This window comes from Rhodomicrobium vannielii ATCC 17100, from assembly GCF_000166055.1.
GTDB lineage: Bacteria > Pseudomonadota > Alphaproteobacteria > Rhizobiales > Rhodomicrobiaceae > Rhodomicrobium > Rhodomicrobium vannielii.
Window position 1 is genome coordinate 3,901,952 of sequence record NC_014664.1, and the last position, 16,964, is coordinate 3,918,915.

The 16,964-nt window shown below is 62.1% G+C and carries 14 protein-coding genes; 12 read left to right on the plus strand and 2 right to left on the minus strand.

Annotated elements, in window-relative coordinates:
* Positions 1-241 precede the first annotated feature (241 nt).
* From RVAN_RS17985 to RVAN_RS18015, 7 genes are all read left to right on the plus strand, one after another.
* On the plus strand, positions 242-610 hold the full coding sequence (locus RVAN_RS17985; protein WP_013421118.1) for a NifB/NifX family molybdenum-iron cluster-binding protein: 369 nt from the start codon (positions 242-244) through the stop codon (positions 608-610).
* The gene (locus RVAN_RS17990) at positions 607-1,500 is read left to right on the plus strand and encodes a radical SAM protein (RefSeq protein ID WP_013421119.1); all 894 of its coding nucleotides are present in this window, start codon (positions 607-609) and stop codon (positions 1,498-1,500) included. Before RVAN_RS17985 ends, RVAN_RS17990 begins: the two co-directional genes overlap by 4 nt.
* A gap of 29 nt (positions 1,501-1,529) precedes the next feature.
* Positions 1,530-2,384, plus strand: a complete 855-nt coding sequence (nifH, locus tag RVAN_RS17995) for a nitrogenase iron protein (protein WP_013421120.1) — start codon at positions 1,530-1,532, stop codon at positions 2,382-2,384.
* A 39-nt stretch (positions 2,385-2,423) separates the two neighbouring features.
* The gene (locus RVAN_RS18000; protein ID WP_013421121.1) at positions 2,424-3,953 is read left to right on the plus strand and encodes a nitrogenase component 1; all 1,530 of its coding nucleotides are present in this window, start codon (positions 2,424-2,426) and stop codon (positions 3,951-3,953) included.
* A 12-nt stretch (positions 3,954-3,965) separates the two neighbouring features.
* Positions 3,966-5,351, plus strand: coding sequence for a nitrogenase component 1 (locus tag RVAN_RS18005; protein ID WP_013421122.1), 1,386 nt, complete (start codon positions 3,966-3,968; stop codon positions 5,349-5,351).
* A gap of 290 nt (positions 5,352-5,641) precedes the next feature.
* A complete protein-coding gene (locus RVAN_RS18010; RefSeq protein WP_155942514.1) occupies positions 5,642-5,908 on the plus strand; it encodes a hypothetical protein in 267 nt (88 codons plus the stop codon).
* Between the two features lie 779 nt (positions 5,909-6,687).
* The gene (locus RVAN_RS18015; protein WP_013421124.1) at positions 6,688-7,836 is read left to right on the plus strand and encodes a trans-sulfuration enzyme family protein; all 1,149 of its coding nucleotides are present in this window, start codon (positions 6,688-6,690) and stop codon (positions 7,834-7,836) included.
* A 16-nt stretch (positions 7,837-7,852) separates the two neighbouring features.
* On the opposite strand, the gene RVAN_RS18020 is transcribed toward RVAN_RS18015, so the two are convergent.
* Together RVAN_RS18020 and acs are read right to left on the minus strand one after the other, a co-directional pair.
* Positions 7,853-8,368 carry an OsmC family protein gene (locus RVAN_RS18020; protein WP_013421125.1) on the minus strand — a complete coding sequence of 172 codons (516 nt, stop codon included), beginning with the start codon at positions 8,366-8,368 and terminating at the stop codon, positions 7,853-7,855.
* Entirely contained in the window at positions 8,365-10,341 is a 1,977-nt protein-coding gene (acs, locus tag RVAN_RS18025; protein ID WP_245258013.1) for an acetate--CoA ligase, read from the minus strand. Before acs ends, RVAN_RS18020 begins: the two co-directional genes overlap by 4 nt.
* 321 nt (positions 10,342-10,662) lie before the next feature.
* On the opposite strand from acs, the gene RVAN_RS18030 reads away from it, so the two are divergent.
* From RVAN_RS18030 to RVAN_RS18050, 5 genes are all read left to right on the plus strand, one after another.
* Complete coding sequence (locus RVAN_RS18030; protein ID WP_245258014.1) at positions 10,663-11,742, plus strand: ABC transporter substrate-binding protein; 1,080 nt, start codon at positions 10,663-10,665, stop codon at positions 11,740-11,742.
* A gap of 48 nt (positions 11,743-11,790) precedes the next feature.
* A complete protein-coding gene (locus RVAN_RS18035) occupies positions 11,791-12,618 on the plus strand; it encodes an ABC transporter permease (RefSeq protein WP_041789509.1) in 828 nt (275 codons plus the stop codon).
* A gap of 24 nt (positions 12,619-12,642) precedes the next feature.
* Positions 12,643-13,413, plus strand: coding sequence for an ABC transporter ATP-binding protein (locus tag RVAN_RS18040; RefSeq protein ID WP_013421129.1), 771 nt, complete (start codon positions 12,643-12,645; stop codon positions 13,411-13,413).
* Positions 13,414-13,466: 53 nt separating this feature from the next.
* Positions 13,467-15,956: a glycyl radical protein gene (locus RVAN_RS18045; RefSeq protein ID WP_013421130.1), complete on the plus strand. Its 2,490-nt coding sequence runs from the start codon at positions 13,467-13,469 to the stop codon at positions 15,954-15,956.
* A gap of 68 nt (positions 15,957-16,024) precedes the next feature.
* Positions 16,025-16,939 carry a glycyl-radical enzyme activating protein gene (locus RVAN_RS18050; protein WP_013421131.1) on the plus strand — a complete coding sequence of 305 codons (915 nt, stop codon included), beginning with the start codon at positions 16,025-16,027 and terminating at the stop codon, positions 16,937-16,939.
* Positions 16,940-16,964 lie beyond the last annotated feature (25 nt).

The window sequence follows — 16,964 nt, forward strand, 5'->3', positions numbered from 1 at the left end:
CGTCGATCATCCGTTTCGAAAAATGTCATAACGGCAAATCCTCGAACGGAGAAATTACTTCCCTTTGTTACGCCGTTTTCGCCTATTTCGCAAAAATTATTCTTGATAAAATTGAGGGAAAAAGTCAGCATCCTACGGGGTTTTCGCCCGCCGCGGGTGGCTTTCTGAAGCCGGTTCGGAAACGCTCGCCGTTCGGCAAGTGAAGCGCAGGGGCGGTGCATCAGATTATCCGGGAAAGCGTATGAAAGTCGCAATCGGAACGAGCGACGGCATAGCTGTCACCGAGCATTTCGGGTACGCGCTGCAATTCCAGATCTGGGACTTCGCGGATGGACGGTTCCGGCTTCTGGAAACGCGGCGCAACCTTCCTGCCTGCGGTGCAGCACGCGACGAGCGGACCGTGCGCGATCCGATGGACGTATCCGTTGACCTCGTCAGCGATTGCCGCGCGGTCCTCGTGACCCGCATCGGCGAATGCGCCGTGAACAGGCTCGACGCGCTCGGCATCCTCGCCTTCGAGACCGAAGACGCGATCGAGCAGGCGCTCGGCGAACTCGCCGAAAGCGGCCTTCTGACGGAGAGGGAAGCGGCTGTGCGATCCGGGCGATGAAAGAGACGGCCGCGCCCGCCTTTCCTGCCCTCGAAGGCCGTCATCCCTGCTTCAGCACAACCGCCGAGGGCCACGCGGCAGCGGCGCGCTTGCACCTCCCGGTCGCGCCCACCTGCAATATCGCATGCGCATTCTGCCGCCGCGACTTCAACCGCAGCGAGAAGCGCCCCGGCGTCGCCGCGCGGCTCCTTTCGCCCGATGAAGCCGTCGGCATCGTCGAACGCGCGCTCGCCCTTCTGCCGAACCTCGCGGTGGTCGGTATCGCTGGGCCGGGCGATCCGCTCGCCACGCCGCACGCGCTCGAAACCTTCGCCCGCGTGCATGAGCGCTGGCCGCATCTCGTGCTGTGCCTGTCGACCAACGGCCTCGCGCTGCCGCAGCATGTCGATGCGCTCGCGTCGGCAGGCGTCGAAACCGTGACGGTGACAGTCAACGCCGTCGATCCGGAAATTCAGGCACAGATCACGCCGAAGATCGCGTGGCAGCGAAAGCGCCTGGACGGGATCGCCGCTGCCGAACGGCTCATCGCGCAACAGCTGGAAGGCATCAAGGCGGCGTCAAGGCTCGGCCTCACGATCAAGATCAACACGGTGCTGATCCCCGGCGTAAACAACCACCACATCGGCGAGGTCGCGGCCCGCGTTGCCGCGCTCGGCGCGCACCTCATCAACATCATCCCGCTGATCCCGCAGCACAACCTCGCGCATCTCAAGGAGCCGGGAATGATCGAGCGCCAGCGCGCCCGTGCCGAGGCTGCGAAACACCTGCGCGTCTTCACGCACTGCCAGCGCTGCCGTGCCGACGCCTGTGGCATCCCCGGCGTCAGCGACTACACGAACGAGCTTTACGGCGACGGCCTTAAGGTCGAGCCCACCTTTTCGCACGGCTGAGCAAGCCCTCAACCTGGTCAGGAGAGAAAATGTCGAAGAAACTCAAGCAGATCGCCATCTACGGCAAGGGCGGTATCGGCAAGTCGACCACCACATCGAACATCAGCGCGGCGCTCGTGGAAGCGGGCTACAAGGTGATGCAGTTCGGCGCGGACCCGAAGGCCGACTCGACCAACACGCTGCGCGGCGGCGAATACATTCCCTCCGTGCTCGACCTTCTGGCGGAGCGCCGCCGCGTCGACGCCTATGAGGCGATCTTTCAGGGCTTCGGCGGCATCTATTGCGTGGAAGCGGGCGGCCCGCAGCCGGGCGTCGGCTGCGCGGGGCGCGGCATCATCACCGCCGTCGAGCTTCTGAAGCAGCAGCGCGTGTTCGAGGAACTCGACCTCGACTACGTCATCTACGACGTCCTCGGCGACGTGGTGTGTGGCGGCTTCGCGGTGCCGGTGCGCGAGGGGATCGCCGAGCATGTGTTCACGGTGTCGTCGTCCGACTTCATGGCGATCTACGCGGCGAACAACCTGTTCAAGGGCATCGAGAAGTTCTCGACCGCAGGCGGCGCGCTGCTCGGCGGCATCATCGCCAACTCGATCAACACCGACTTCCAGCGCGAGATCATCGACGACTTTGCGGCACACACGAAGACACCCATCGTCCAGTATGTGCCGCGCTCGCTGACCGTTACGCAAGCCGAGCTTTCGGGCCGGACCACCATCGAAGCGGCGCCGCAGTCCGAACAAGCCGAGATCTATCGTACCCTCGCGCGCCGCATAGCCGAGCATACGGAATCAAAGGTGCCGACGCCGCTCGGGCCGCTCGAACTGCGCGAATGGTCGGCGAAATGGGCCGACCGGCTCGTCGAACAGGAACGCGCCGCCGCCTGACGATCTCGTTCGGCACTTCAATGGAACCCTGGAGCACATATGAGCATCAACCTGAAAACGTCCACTGTCGAGACGCGCGAGCAACGTCTCGGCACGATCATCGGCTGGGACGGAAAGGCGAGCGCCCTTGCCGATGAATCCGCGTACGCGCGCGGCGAATGCGGCGGCTGCGGCACGAGCGGACGGGGCGGAGCCAAGGCGCGCCGTGTCTGCGAACTGACCGGACCGTTCACGCAAGGGTCCGTCTGCTCCGAGCAGATGGTGGAATGTCAGGCCGGCAACATTCGCGACGCGGTGCTGATCCAGCATTCGCCAATCGGCTGCGGCGCGGGCCAGGTGATTTACAACTCCATCTATCGCAACGGCCTCGCCATGCGCGGGCACCCCGTCCAGAACATCCGCTTCATCTCGACCAATCTGCGCGAGCGCGACATGGTCTATGGCGGCGCTGACAAGCTCGACGCGGCCATCCGCGCTGCGTTCGAGCGGCACGCGCCGAAAGCGATCTTCATCGCCACGTCCTGCGCGAGCGGCATTATCGGCGACGACGTGGAAAGTGTGGCGAAACACGCCGAAGCTGATCTCGGCATTCCCGTCATCCCGCTGCACTGCGAAGGCTTTGCCTCCAAGCACTGGAGCACCGGCTTCGACGCGACGCAGCATGGCATCCTGCGCCAGATCGTGCGCAAGAACCCGACGAGAAAGCAGGAAGACCTCGTCAATGTCATAAACCTTTGGGGCTCGGACGTATTCACGCCGATGCTGAAGGAACTGGGGTTGCGTGTGAACTACGTGGTCGACATGGCGACCGTGGAAGAACTCGCGCAAATGTCCGAGGCGGCGGCGACGGTCACGTTCTGCTACACGCTCGGCACCTATCTCGCGCAGGGGCTCGAACAGGAACATGGCGTGCCGCAGATCCGCGCGCCCCAGCCCTACGGCTTCGCGGGAACCGATGCCTGGATTCGCGAAGTCGCCCGCGTGACGGGACGCGAGGACAAGGTCGAAGCCTTCATCGAGAGAGAGCACGCGCGCGTTCGGCCGAAGGTGGAGGAACTCAAGAAGAAGCTCGCCGGGCTGAAAGGCTATGTCGCCACCGGCTCTGCGTACTCACACAGCCTGATTGGCGTTCTCCGCGAACTGGGCGTGGGTGTGGACGGCTCGCTCGTGTTTCATCACGACCCGGTTTACGACAGCGAAGACCCGAAGCAGGACACGCTCACTCATCTCATCGAGAACTATGGCGAAGTCGAGAACTTTACCGTAGGCAACCGCCAGCAATATCAGTTCTACAACCTGCTCCAGCGCGTGAAGCCAGACTTCATCATCATCCGCCACAACGGTCTCGCGCCGCTCGCCGCGCGGCTCGGCATCCCGGCTATCCCGCTCGGGGACGAACTGCATGCCTTCGGCTATCAGGGCATGATCAATCTCGGCGAGGCGATCCTCGCTGTGCTGCAACATCGCAAATTCCACCAAGACATCGCAGGCCGCGTGAAGCTTCCCTACAAGAAGTCGTGGCTTGCCGAGAAAGACCCGTTCGCGCTCGCCCGTGCCCAAGCCGAATAATCAGGAGAATTCATGGCTCTTCTAGCGTTGAAACCGCGCGCCGCTTCCGACACAAAGGCGGAAGAGGCGGAGGCGACCCATATCGAACTCGTGCGCTATGCATGCGCCATCGGCGCGATGCAAAGCGCCGCGGCGATCCCGCGCGTCGTGCCCATCACCCATTGCGGTCCGGGCTGCGCCGACAAGCAGTACATGAACATTGCTTTCTACAACGGCTATCAAAGCGCCGGTTATGGCGGCGGCCCTGTCGTACCGAGCACGAACGCATCGCAGCGCGAAGTGATCTTCGGCGGCGCCGAGCGTCTGCGCGAACTGATCGAATCCTCGCTGAAGGTCATCGACGCGGATCTGTTCGTGGTGCTGACGGGGTGCATCCCCGACCTCGTCGGCGACGATGTCGGCTCCGTCGTGCGCGATTTCCAGAAGCGCGGCGTGCCGATCGTCTACGCGGAAACGGGCGGCTTCCGCGGCAACAACTTCACCGGCCATGAAGCCGTCTCGCAGGCCATCATCGAGCAATATCTGGAGCCATGGGACGGCACGCGCGACGCGAAGACCGTAAACCTTTGGTCGCTGCTCCCGTATCACAACACCTTCTGGCGCGGCGATCTTGAGGAGATCAAGCGGCTCCTCGAAGGCATAGGCCTCAAGGTGAATGTGCTGTTCGGGCCGGACAGCGCCGGCGTTTCGGAGTGGCGCGACATCCCGAAGGCTGGCTTCAACCTCGTGCTTTCGCCCTGGCTCAACCTTTCGACCGCGAAGCTGCTCAAAGAGAAGTACGATCAGCCACTCCTGCACATCCCGGTGCTGCCCATCGGGGCGCGGCAGAGCGCGGCCTTTCTGCGCGAAGTCGCGGCCTTCGCCAAGCTGCCGGAAAAGCACGTCGAAAGCTTCATCGAAACCGAGGAGCAACGCTATTACACCTACATCGACGGCTTCACTGATTTCTATTCCGAATACTGGTGGGGCCTTCCCGCGAAATTCGCGGTTGCGGGCGACAGCGCCTATAATCTTGCGCTGACGAAGTTTCTCGTGACGCAGCTTGGTCTGATCCCGGCGAAGCAGATCGTGACCGAAGACCCGCCGCTCGAATATCGCGACGCGATCCGCGACGAGTTCCGCCGCATCGATCACGATGTTTCGGTTGAGGTCGAGTTTCTGGAAGACAGCTATCGGATTCACGAGGCGATCCGGGGTGCCGACTTCGGGCAGAAGCCGCCCATCATTTTCGGCACGACGTGGGAGCGCGACCTTGTGAAGGAGATGAAGGGATCGATCGTCGAGGTCGGCTTCCCGACGTCCTACGAGGTGGTGCTGTCGCGCAGCTATGTCGGCTATCGCGGGGCGCTCACACTGCTCGAACGCATCTATAGCACGGTGGTCAGCCACAGCGCGTAGAGCGACCCTAGGCAAGAGCGACATGTCGGCTTTTAGTTTTTATGCAACAGCCGAGAGCGCGCCAACATTATACGCGATGAACGCGTTGCCACAAAAACCTGAGGATCCGAACCGATGTCCGCAGCTCCGTTTGTCCTGCGTTCCGATAATGAAGGTGTCGTCACGCTGACACTCAACCGGCCGCAGAATCGTAACGCCAGAACGAGCTTTAGCAACGCTTTCGGGCGTATTCGATCGTGAGAAGGCTGGCATCGCGTTGTCGCGCTGATGGATCGCTGTTGGTTCGCCGCGTGAACAGCGCGCAATGGCTCGGTCATGTCGACCCGCATCGCACGACCGAAGAGTGGTACGAGAGCCATGCTCCGGCCTATCTGGAAACATGCAAGACAGGCGTCGACGCCATCATGGGGCAGCTTCACGAGATCGCGCAGAGGCACAAGAAGCCGCGCCCGATCCTTCCGCCGAACTTGATTGCAGGGACTAGCCTGATCGTTATCGACAATGAAAAACCAGAAAAGCTACCAGTTAGCAAAAAAGACCCGAAGCGATCAAAATGAAGCACGAGAGGCCGTCTGCCTGCAAACTGCCTGCAAATGGCAGGCTTTTTTCTGGATAAACATATGATGGAAAAGGGGAATCTACAATGCCACTACTGGCTGCGCCCCAATGGGTAAATTGTCAAGTTTTTGGCATTTCACGGGGTTTAACATCGATACCACGGGGATACAAGGGGGAACGGAGGGCGAACTTCGGTGTTTTGCACCCACACTGAAAAACAATGGGTTTTGCACCCACATCGCTCAAAATCTGCACGGATCACGACGTGAGATTCAAAGGCTCGGCTTGCCGAAGGGTTGCCCCCATCCGCGTCTTCATCCTGAGCATGACCCGACACCGCCAGTGCGAGGCAGAAGAACGCGCAAATCGCCGACCTGAGGAACGCATTGGGATAAGCCAGCCTCGATTTCCGGAATTCCCGCACGTCGCACCTCCGCCAGCATAACCTGAACCTTCAGGTTAACACGATTACGGTGATGCTTTCCCGGCCGGAAGATGGACGAAATGTGGCCCCGAAGTTACCGACGCCGCGACATGACGGAGGGAGCGATGAGGAGCCGCTGATCGAGCGCTGGCGCCGCCATGGCTTCCGGCCACACTCCTCGCTTGGCTATCGCCCGCCCCACCCCGAAACGATCTTGCTTCCAGCATTCAACTTGGCTTACGCTTCGCTTTAGCCAGATGGGGGGATAAGATATCCAACGGCAACCTGAAACGTCATGCCGCCTCATCAGAACGGCGGGCACTCAGGAGATACATCAACTGGACTCCACCCGTCATGATCAAGAAACGTCCCGAAACCGTCGCGGCCAGCGCGCTTGGCCGGGAAGACGAAGCCACGGGAGCGCTCATTCCACCGCTCTATCCTTCGACGACCTATATCCGCGATCCCGATAATCTTTATCGGCGCGGGCGCGTCTATTCCCGCGCGCAGAATGCCACCTTCGACACGGCCGCCGAGACGCTGACCGCACTTGAGGGCGGCGCGGAAACTGCGCTGTTCGGCTCGGGTATGGCGGCGGCAAACGCTGTGTTTCTGGCGCTTGCACCCGGCGATCATGTTGTCGCGCCGCGCGTGATGTACTGGGCGCTTCGGGCATGGCTTGAGGGATTCGCGTCGCGCTGGGGCCTCCTCGTTGACTTCGCCGATGCGGGCGACATCGACGCGCTGAAAGCCGCCATCGTTCCGGGCCGCACGAAACTCGTATGGCTCGAAACGCCCGCGAACCCGCTCTGGACCGTGTACGACATAGCGGCGACCGCCGAGATCGCGCATGCTGCCGGCGCTCGCCTCGCGGTCGATTCCACGGTCGCGACCCCGGTTCTCACGCGGCCGCTTTCGCTCGGCGCGGACATCGTGATGCACTCCGCCACGAAATATCTGAACGGCCATTCGGATGCGGTTATCGGCACCGTGACCACGGCGCGGCAGGACGATTTCTGGGCTACCATCAAGACCGTGCAAAGCCAGAACGGCGGCGTGCCCGGTACGCTTGAGGCATGGCTCCTTCAGCGCGGCATGCGTACGCTATTCCCGCGCGTGCGCTGGCAAAGCGCTTCCGCGCAGACCCTGGCAGAGCGCTTTTCCGCTCATCCGGGCGTCGCCGAGGTTCTTTACCCCGGTCTGCCCGGCTTCAAGGGCCACGAACTCGCGCAGCGGCAGATGCAGGGCGGATTTGGCGGCATGCTGTCGATCCGCGTCCACGGAGGCGAACGGGCCGCCATCGCGACGGCCGCGCATGTCTCGATCTGGAAGCGGGCGACCTCGCTCGGCGGGGTCGAAAGCCTGATAGAGCACCGTGCCAGCATCGAAGGGCCGCGCTCCCCCGTACCCGCCGATCTCTTGCGCCTTTCGGTCGGCCTCGAAGCGGTGGACGACCTTTACGACGATCTTTCAGAGGCGCTCGCACAAGCGCGCGAGATTTAGGCCGAGGCGGCGGCGTTTACGCCGCCGTCGTCCTGACGGTGAGGCCGAGGTCGGCGGGCCGCGCGAGCGTCTGGTAGACGACGCAGTAGCGCTCGGTGAGCTTCACGAGTTGGTCGATGCGCTCCTGCGGCTCGGATGTTTCGAGATCGAAGGTGAGGCGGATGGCGCGAAAGCCCACGGGCGCGTCCTTTGCCACGCCGAGCGTCCCGCGAAAATCGAGGTCGCCTTCCGCCGAAACAACGCCGCCCCTGAGATCGAAGCCGATTGCCGTCGCGACCGCCTTCAGCGTCACGCCCGCGCAAGCCACCAGCGCGTCGAGCAGCATGTTGCCCGAGCAGGCGAAAGCACCCGTGCCGCCGGTGGCAGGATGCAGCCCCGCCTCGACGAGCGCCTTGCCTGTGTCGACGCGACATACGACGCTCTCGGCGTCAAGGTCGCCGCGCGCCTTCAGCGTGATGATTGCGGCTTCGGGCTCGGCTTTGTAGCGATCCTTCAGCGGAGCCTGAAGGGCGCGGAGATCGTCGGCGTTCATGCGTTTTCCCTGGTAAGTTTTGCGAGTTCGGCCTTGCGGCGGGCAATGATGTCTTCGACGACAGACGCGTCGGCGAGCGTGGAGGTGTCGCCGAAATCCGAAAAATCGTTGTTGGCGATCTTCAGGAGGATGCGGCGGAGGATCTTGCCCGCGCGGTTTTTCGGCAGCGCCGGTGCCCACTGGACGATGTCGGGCGAGGCGATAGGACTGATACGCGCGCGCACCCATTGCCTGATCTCGGCGCGTAATTCCTCCGTTTCCGGCATGTCGGCCTTGAGCGTGACATAGGCGAAAACCCCTTGCCCCTTCACGTCGTGATTATATCCAACGACCGCAGCTTCCGCGACGGCGGGGTGGGAGGCGATGGCGCTTTCGAGTTCCACAGTTCCGAGCCGATGGCCCGACACGTTGATGACATCGTCCACGCGTCCGGCGATGCGGTAGTAGCCGTCCTCGTCGCGGGTGACGCCGTCGCCTGAGAAGAAGCGCCCCGGAAACGGCGCGAAATAGGTTTTCAGGAAGCGCTCGTGATCGTGCAGTATGGTGCGCGCCTGTCCGGGCCACGAACCGCGGAAGCACATGTTTCCTTCAGCCGGGCCTTCAAGCGTCACGCCTTCGGGGCTGACCACCTCAGGGCGAATGCCGAAATAGGGCTTCGCCGCCATGCCCGGCTTGTTCGGGATCGCGCCGGGGATCGGCACGAGCGTCACCGCGCCCGTTTCGGTCTGCCAGTAATTATCGACGATGGGGCAGCGCCCGCCGCCGATCACGGAATGAAACCAGCGCCACGCCTCTGGATTGATCGGCTCGCCCACCGAGCCCAGCACGCGCAGGCTCGACAGATCGTGCTTCCTGACTGGTGCCTCGCCTTCGCGCATGAGGGAACGCAATGCCGTTGGGGCGGTGTAGAAGATATTGACGCGGTGCTTTTCGATGATCGACCACCAGCGCGACGCATCGGGCCAGCTCGGCACGCCTTCGAACATGACAGTCGTCGCGCCGTTGAGCAGCGGCCCGTAGAGTTTGTAGCTGTGCGCCGTGACCCAGCCGACATCGGCGGTCGACCAGAACACATCGCCCTCATGCCAGTCGAAGATGATGCGCCACGACGTCCCCGCATGCACGAGATAACCGGCGGTCGTGTGAACGAGCCCCTTCGGCTTGCCGGTCGAACCGGATGTATAAAGAATGAAGAGCGGGTCTTCCGCGCCCACTTCGACCGGCTCGCACCACGGGTCTGCAGCCTCCGTCGCCTCGTCGTACCAAAGGTCTCGGCCCGGTGTGAACGGAACCTCGGCGCCCGAGCGGCGCACGACGATCACGTGTTCGATGCTCGGCTGGTTTCGCACCGCGTCGTCGGCGTTGCGCTTCAGCGGTGAGATGCGCCCGCCGCGAAAACCTTCGTCGGCGGTTATGAGAACCTTCGCTTTCGAATCCGCGATCCGATTTTCGAGCGATTCCGCCGAGAAGCCGGAGAACACTACTGTATGGACTGCGCCGATGCGGATCGTGGCCATCATCGCCACCATCACCTCAGGGATCACGGGCAGATAGATCGCGACCACATCGCCCTTGCCCACGCCGAGGCTTTTGAGGACGTTCGCAAGGCGGTTCACCTTGTCCGCGAGTTCGCCCCACGTGACGACGCGGCTTTCTCCCGGCGTATCGCCTTCCCAGAAGACGGCGGGTTTGTCGGCCTTCGCGGCAAGATGGCGGTCGATGCAGTTGACCGAGCCGTTGAGCGTGCCGTCGGCGAACCAGCGGACGCGGAAGTTGTTCACATCGAAACTGGTGTCCGACACCTCTGTGAACGGCTTGATCCAGTCGAGGAACGCGGCCTCCTTCTTCCAGAACCCGTCCGGGTCTTCGATGGACCAGCGGTAGAGGCGTTCATAGGCAGCCGCGTCGACATGCGCGCGGGCAGCGAATTCCGGCGGCACCGGGTAAACTTCGGACTGAACCATCTGTCTCATTGACTGAATGTTGGCGATGCGTTGCGGCAGGCGCCCCGCGGTTCGCCAGGGTGAACCACAGCCGGAAGTCTTATAGGGAGGCACGCTGCGGGGTCCAGACATTTTTTGATTAAATCGCTAGACGTAATAATCAGGTAAATTTCTAATTCACCATACGATTGGCCTCATTACAGAAAAAACTATTTTTTCGATTAGTCGCCAAAATGCGGTTCTCAGGTTTGCATTCTTGGTGTCCTATGGCTATTTGCTGAGCAATATATTGCGTTGACATAAATGTTATAGTCGAGCAAACATATCGATATTAATCGCAATGAGGATACCGTGAGAAGCAAGCTAATCGGGTGGGCGCGCGTTGCAGGCCGCGCCGCATTTGTCTCCGTGATGGTTGGAGTTGGCATGGCGGGGCATGCCTGCGCCGACGCGCTGCCCTCGATCAATCTGCAACTTACTCCCTGGACAATCGTCGCGCAGGAGAAGGGGTTCTTCAAAGAAGAATTCAGCAAGATCGGAACGTCGAAAGTTACGCTTATCGCGGGTGGAGCGGCCGACCTCCTTGGCGCAGAAGCCGCCGCAGTCGGTGGCGGCGCCATCGCCATTGCGCAGCGCATGATCTATCCGGCAACCGTTCATCGCGCCAACGGCCTCGACGGCGTGATCATCTGGGCATCCGAGCCGTCGAACCGCTATCGCGCCCCGATCCTGGCGCGCGCTGACAATGATAGCGTCAAGTCTGTGCAGGATCTGGACGGGAAGAAGTTCGGTTCGAGCCGCATCAGTTGCTACTGGTCGTCGCCGTTCGAGATAACGACCAACGCAGGGCTTCCATTCGATTCGCGGCAGACAAAAGGGCGGATCCGTTACGAGTCGATCGACAATTCGGCGGTCGCCATTTCGGCGGTGCTGTCCGGTGCGACCGACGCGACGACAGCTCATCTCGCCGCCGGCGCTTTCACGGGAGCCTGGCTGTCCGGCCGCCTCAAGGTGGTCGGGCACTCACCCGACGACGGCGTTTACGTGAATCACGCCGGCCGCGTCACTTACTTCGCGCGCCGCGATTTCGTGAACAAATATCCCGAGGTAGTGAAAGCGTTTCTGATCGCCCGCGAACGCAGCCGCGAATGGGCGCTCGACCATGTCGAGGAAGCCACCGAAATCGTCGCGCGGGGAACGCGCGTACCTGTCGAGGTTGCTCGCTTCCAGATCACCCATGTCGGCGAGTGGGAGTTCATGGCCGGTGAGCCACGCGCCGACCGCGCCCGTCAGTCCATCAAGACATTTCAGCAATGGTACGTCGACAACGGCGACGACATCCTGAACGAGCGCAGGCTGACGGATGAGCAGGTCGACTCCTTCATCGACGGGCGGTTCTTCGTCGGCGGTGAATACTCCATCTACAATTAGTTAAATCTGGCGCGCCTCCCGAGCGAAGCGCGCATGGGACGGATGGAAATGAGCACCACAAGCAGTTATCTCGACTTGGCAGAAATCCGGCCGCCATCGCGAAGGGTGGCGAGGTTTTTCAGCAAAATCAATGTCGTCGGGCTTCTTCTGCCCCTCATCATCGTCACGCTCTGGCAGGCGGCTTCCACCTACCAATGGGTCGAGGCCGTCTTCCTGCCCGCGCCGGTCAAGGTGGCCGAAGCCTTCTGGGTGATGCTGACAAAGCAACAACTGGCCAACGACTTCATTTCGAGCGTGTCTATCGTCGGGCAGGCGCTCGTCTATGGCGCGACCGCGGCAATCGTGCTCGGGGTCGCCGCCGGACTTTCGAAACGGGTCGAGCAGTTTTTCGGGCCGACATTCGACACTTTGCGCCATATCCCCGGCATCGCGTGGTTGCCTCTCATCGTTTTGTGGCTCGGAATCGGTGCGCCCGCAAAGGTGCTCGTCATCGCAAAGGCCGTCTTCTTTCCCGTGTTTCTCAACACCCTTCAGGGCATCAGGAACGTCGAGAAAAGCCATATCGAGCTGGCGAACGTGCTGACGCTCAACCGCTGGCAGATGGTGCGAAAAGTCGTCCTGCCTTCGGCGTTCCCCTCGATCATGGTTTCACTGCGCTACGCGGCCGGTCTCGCCTGGGCGATGGTCGTGATCGCGGAAGGGCTGAGCGGCCTCGAAGGGCTGGGCTTTCTGATTTTCCGCGCACAAGGGCTGTTGCTCACCGACCAGCTCGTCGTCTGCATGATCATCATCGGCCTCGTCGGCTTCACCATCGACCGGATCATGTATCTGGCGCAGCGGAGGCTATTGCGCTGGAAGCAGGGCTTCGAAGGCTGATCGCACTCAAATCGGGAAACTGAGATGTCAAAACTGCACGTCAGGTCGGTTAGCAAAAGCTACCAGGGCCACGACGGAGGGCGACTGTCGGTCCTCTCCAATATCGAACTGAGTGTCGAATCCGGCCAGTTCCTCAGTATCGTTGGCCCTTCCGGCTGCGGAAAGTCGACGCTGCTTCGCCTTATCGCCGGTCTGGATCAGGACTACGAAGGCAGCATTCTTCTCAACGGAAACAAGATCTCGGCGCCAAGCCTCGCGCGGGGCATTGTCTTTCAGGATCACCGGCTGCTGCCCTGGCTGACGCTTGAGCAGAACGTCGCTTTGAGCCTCGAAAACGCGCCCGGATCGTCGAAGGAGAAGGCGAGGCTCGTCCGCGAGCATATCTCGCTCGTGGGGCTGAATGGCTTCGAGAACGCCTATCCCTACCAGTTGTCGGGAGGGATGGCACAACGCGGCGCGATTGCCCGCGCGCTCGTCAACAAGCCGGAAGTGCTCCTCCTCGACGAGCCGCTCGGCGCTCTCGACGCGCTCACCCGTCTTCGCCTTCAGGACGAACTGCTGCGCATCTGGCGCTACGAGAAGACCACCATGATACTCGTGACGCACGACGTCGGCGAGGCGATCTTCCTCAGCAACGAGATTGCCGTGATGAGCGCCAAGCCCGGCCGCATATCGCGTCGCGTGACCGTGGATCTCGATTATCCGCGCAGTCGTGCGAGCCGCGAATTCGTCGCCCTGCAAAGCGAAGTGCTCGCGGAAATGAACGTCTTCGAGGCCGGTCAGGAAGCAGCCTGACGCGCCTCCGCACCTCAAAAATCAAATTTGCTACCCAGAAGGAGACCGCCCTCATGTCCGTACCGAATGCATTGCCAGCGGAGGCTCTGCTCGCGCCTTCAATTCCCGGCCTCAGCCCATTCCGTGAGAAAGGAAAGCTGACGAACGCCGCGCAGTCCGCGCGCTGTTCCGAAGCCGCATCGCGCGCGAAGGAATTCCTGCTCGACGCGCCGCAGAAGATCGACACCGAGCGGCTCACCCATCTCCTCGACGTGTATCGGGAATACGCGCAGGAGCCAGTCATCGTTCTTCGCGCCCGCGTCTTCGAGCGCGTGCTGCAAAAGAAGACGCTTTACATCGACGACAACCCGCTCGTCGGCACCGTGACCAGCAAGCCCGCTGGCGTGTATCCCTATCCCGAATGGGGCGCGGAATGGATCCTTCGCGAAGCCGATCAGCCGATGGTCAGCCATCTCGGCGAGGTCGAGTTGAGCGATGAGGAACGCGCGACCCTGATCGAAACCGCGAAGTATTTCCAGACCCGCTCCGCCGAAGCGAGAGCCCGCGAGCTTTCGCGCGAGCTTCACGGCTTTGATCCACGCGATAGCGTCGCCGCCGGCCTCATCACGGAGACGGCGCCCTACACCATCGGCTCGGGCACGCTCGACTATGCCACGTTCATCCGGCGTGGGCTCGGCGACATCATCCGCGAAACGGAAGGGCGGCTGAAGGCGCTTCCTCTCACTCAGGAAAACGCCTCGAAGATCGACTTCTATCGCGCGGTGCTGATTTCACTCAACGCGCTGATCCATCTCGCGCACCGCTACGCCGATCTCGCCGAAAAGCTCGCCGCCGAGACGGGCGACGCCGTGCGCCGCGCGGAGCTTCTGGAAATCGCGGAAGTCTGCCGTCACGTGCCGGAGAACCCCCCGCGCAATTTCCGCGAGGCGATCCAGTTCTGGTGGTTCCTGCACCTCGGCAACCAGATCGAGCAGAGCGGTTGCGGCTCGTCGCCCGGACGCATCGGCCAGTATCTCGACCCGTGGTTCCAGGCCGACAAGGCGCAGAACGGCTTCACGCGGGAGGACGCGCAGGCGTGGTTCAAGTGCCTTTTCGTGAAGATCCTCGAATATGGCTACTATCAGGGCCTCATCTCGGCGCGCACCAACTCCGGCCACACCGGGCACACGATCAACCTCGGCGGCTTGAACGCGGCCGGACAGGACGCCACGACCGAGCTCGACTCCGTCCTTCTCGATACGCAGATCGAGCTGCAAAACATCCAGCCGACGATCACCATTCTCTACCACGACGGCCTGCAGGAAGACTTCCTGCTGAAGGCCATCGAACTGGAGCGCACGGGTCTCGGCCAGCCGCAATGGATGAACACCCGCCTCATCATTGAGCGGACGCTGGCGCGGCACGCGAAGAACGGCATCACAATCGAGGACGCGCGCGCCAGCATCAACATGAGCTGCGTCGGCACGGGCGTCGAAGGGCGGACGGCGTTCATTCATGAAGGCGGCACGTTCAACCTCGCCAAGTGCATCGAACTGGCGCTGCATGACGGCATCGATCCCGGCACCGGCTTCTTCGTCGGCGCTCGCACTGGCGATGCGCGCTCGTTCAAGAGCTTCGAGGATTTTTACGGTGCGTGGCTCCGGCAGGTGGAGCACCTCTTCAAGGTGCAGCGTGCTTTCGGCTCCGTGTCGACCAAGGCGCTCGGCGAGACGATCGCGCCCGCGTTCCGCTCGGCGCTTTACGGCGGCTGCCTCGAACGCGGCAAGCACGTCTTCGACGGCGGCGTGGATTACTATCTCTACTTCGTCATCAGCAACGCGGGCGTGGACGCTGCGAACTCGCTCGCCGCGATCAAGCATCTCGTGTTCGATACAGGGCGGCTGACGCTCGGCGAACTGCTCGATGCCGTCGATGCCAACTTCGAGGGGCACGACCGCATCCGCACGCTGTGCCTCAACGCGCCGAAGCACGGCAACGGCGATCCCGCAATCGATGCGCTCGTCCGCCGCGTCTATGACGACGCCTTCAAGACGTTCCACGCTGCGGGCTACAGTTACTTCGGCGACCACATCGCGAACATCGAGGCCTACTCGCTTTCGATCCACAACTACTACGGCCTCAAGACCGGCGCACTGCCAAGCGGGCGGCAGAAGGGCCGCCCCCTTACGGACGGCAGCGTTTCCGCGACGCCCGGCACCGACAAGAAGGGGCCGCTCGCGCTGATCCAGTCTGCGGCTCAGGCAGTGGACGCGGTGAAGTATGGCTCCAACCACTTCAACATGAAGTTCCACCCGACCGCGCTTGCGGGCATCGGCGGCGCGCGGAAGCTGCTCTCGCTCATCAAGACCTACATGGACGCGGGCGGCTCGCACATTCAGTTCAACGTGGTGACGTCGGATACGCTGCGGAAAGCGCAGGCCAACCCGGACGCTTACAAGGGGCTGACGGTGCGCGTGGCGGGCTTCAGCGCTTACTTCACGCGCCTGCACAAGGGCGTGCAGGACGAGATCATCGAACGCACGGAACTGACCTTCGACTGCTGACGAAACATCGGGCGAGCCGCATGTCGGCTCGCCCCGCACCCGCATGTCGGGACCAGGAATAATCTCACATGAAACCGACGGACAATCCGAGCGGCATCGTTTTCGATATCCAGCATTTCAGTGTGCATGACGGCCCCGGCGTTCGCTCGACGGTCTTCCTCAAGGGCTGCCCGCTGACATGCCGATGGTGCAGCAATCCCGAGTCGCAGAGGCATCAACCCGAACTTCTCCATTTCGGCAAGCTCTGCACCCAGTGCGGCATCTGCGTCGAGGAATGCCCGAACGACGCGCTTGCCATCGCGGGCGACGAATTGCGCCGCGACGAAGCAGCTTGCAAACTGTGCGGGCTCTGCGTTTCCGTCTGCCCGCAGGATGCGCGGCAACTGTCAGGCCGCCGCATGACGGTGGAAGAAGTTTCGACCGAGGTGCGCCAGCATTGGCGGATCTTCATGCAAAGCGGCGGCGGCGTTACGCTGAGCGGTGGCGAGGTGTTGGCGCAGCCTGCATTTGCTGGCGCGCTCCTCTCCGCCCTGCATGACGACCTCGGCTTTCACACCTGCGTCGATACCACCGGCTTTTTACCTTGGGAAAACTTCGAGCGGCTTCTCCCCGCGATCGATCTCATCTTGCTCGATCTCAAGCATATGGACGATTCGCGCCATCGCGAGGCGACAGGCATAGGCAACGCCCGCATCCTCGAAAATGCGCGGCGGCTCGGTGAGCGAGGCTTTCCGGTTTTCGTGCGTCTGCCGCTCATTTCGGACTACAACGACACGGACGAGAACCTTCATGCGTTGGGGGCTTTCATGAAGGAAGTCGGGCTCGCGACGCTCGAAATCCTGCCCTATCATGAGTTCGGCGTGTCGAAATACACCGCGCTTGGAAAGACCTACACCGTTCATTCCCGAATAGAGCCCAAGGCGGATCGTGCTGCTTCCATTCTCGACGACTACGGTCTGAGCGTGACCGTAGCGCGCCGGTAGTCGCGCGCGCCCGAGTCATTTGATT

Coding starts and splice junctions, on each gene's coding strand:
- RVAN_RS18005 (WP_013421122.1), top strand. CDS start 3,966: ATGGCTCTTCTAGCGTTGAAACCGCGCGCCGCTTCCGACACAAAGGCG.
- RVAN_RS17985 (WP_013421118.1), top strand. CDS start 242: ATGAAAGTCGCAATCGGAACGAGCGACGGCATAGCTGTCACCGAGCAT.
- RVAN_RS18000 (WP_013421121.1), top strand. CDS start 2,424: ATGAGCATCAACCTGAAAACGTCCACTGTCGAGACGCGCGAGCAACGT.
- RVAN_RS18015 (WP_013421124.1), top strand. CDS start 6,688: ATGATCAAGAAACGTCCCGAAACCGTCGCGGCCAGCGCGCTTGGCCGG.
- RVAN_RS18050 (WP_013421131.1), top strand. CDS start 16,025: ATGAAACCGACGGACAATCCGAGCGGCATCGTTTTCGATATCCAGCAT.
- RVAN_RS18045 (WP_013421130.1), top strand. CDS start 13,467: ATGTCCGTACCGAATGCATTGCCAGCGGAGGCTCTGCTCGCGCCTTCA.
- nifH (WP_013421120.1), top strand. CDS start 1,530: ATGTCGAAGAAACTCAAGCAGATCGCCATCTACGGCAAGGGCGGTATC.
- RVAN_RS18040 (WP_013421129.1), top strand. CDS start 12,643: ATGTCAAAACTGCACGTCAGGTCGGTTAGCAAAAGCTACCAGGGCCAC.
- RVAN_RS18020 (WP_013421125.1), bottom strand. CDS start 8,368: ATGAACGCCGACGATCTCCGCGCCCTTCAGGCTCCGCTGAAGGATCGC.
- RVAN_RS18035 (WP_041789509.1), top strand. CDS start 11,791: ATGAGCACCACAAGCAGTTATCTCGACTTGGCAGAAATCCGGCCGCCA.
- acs (WP_245258013.1), bottom strand. CDS start 10,341: ATGAGACAGATGGTTCAGTCCGAAGTTTACCCGGTGCCGCCGGAATTC.
- RVAN_RS17990 (WP_013421119.1), top strand. CDS start 607: ATGAAAGAGACGGCCGCGCCCGCCTTTCCTGCCCTCGAAGGCCGTCAT.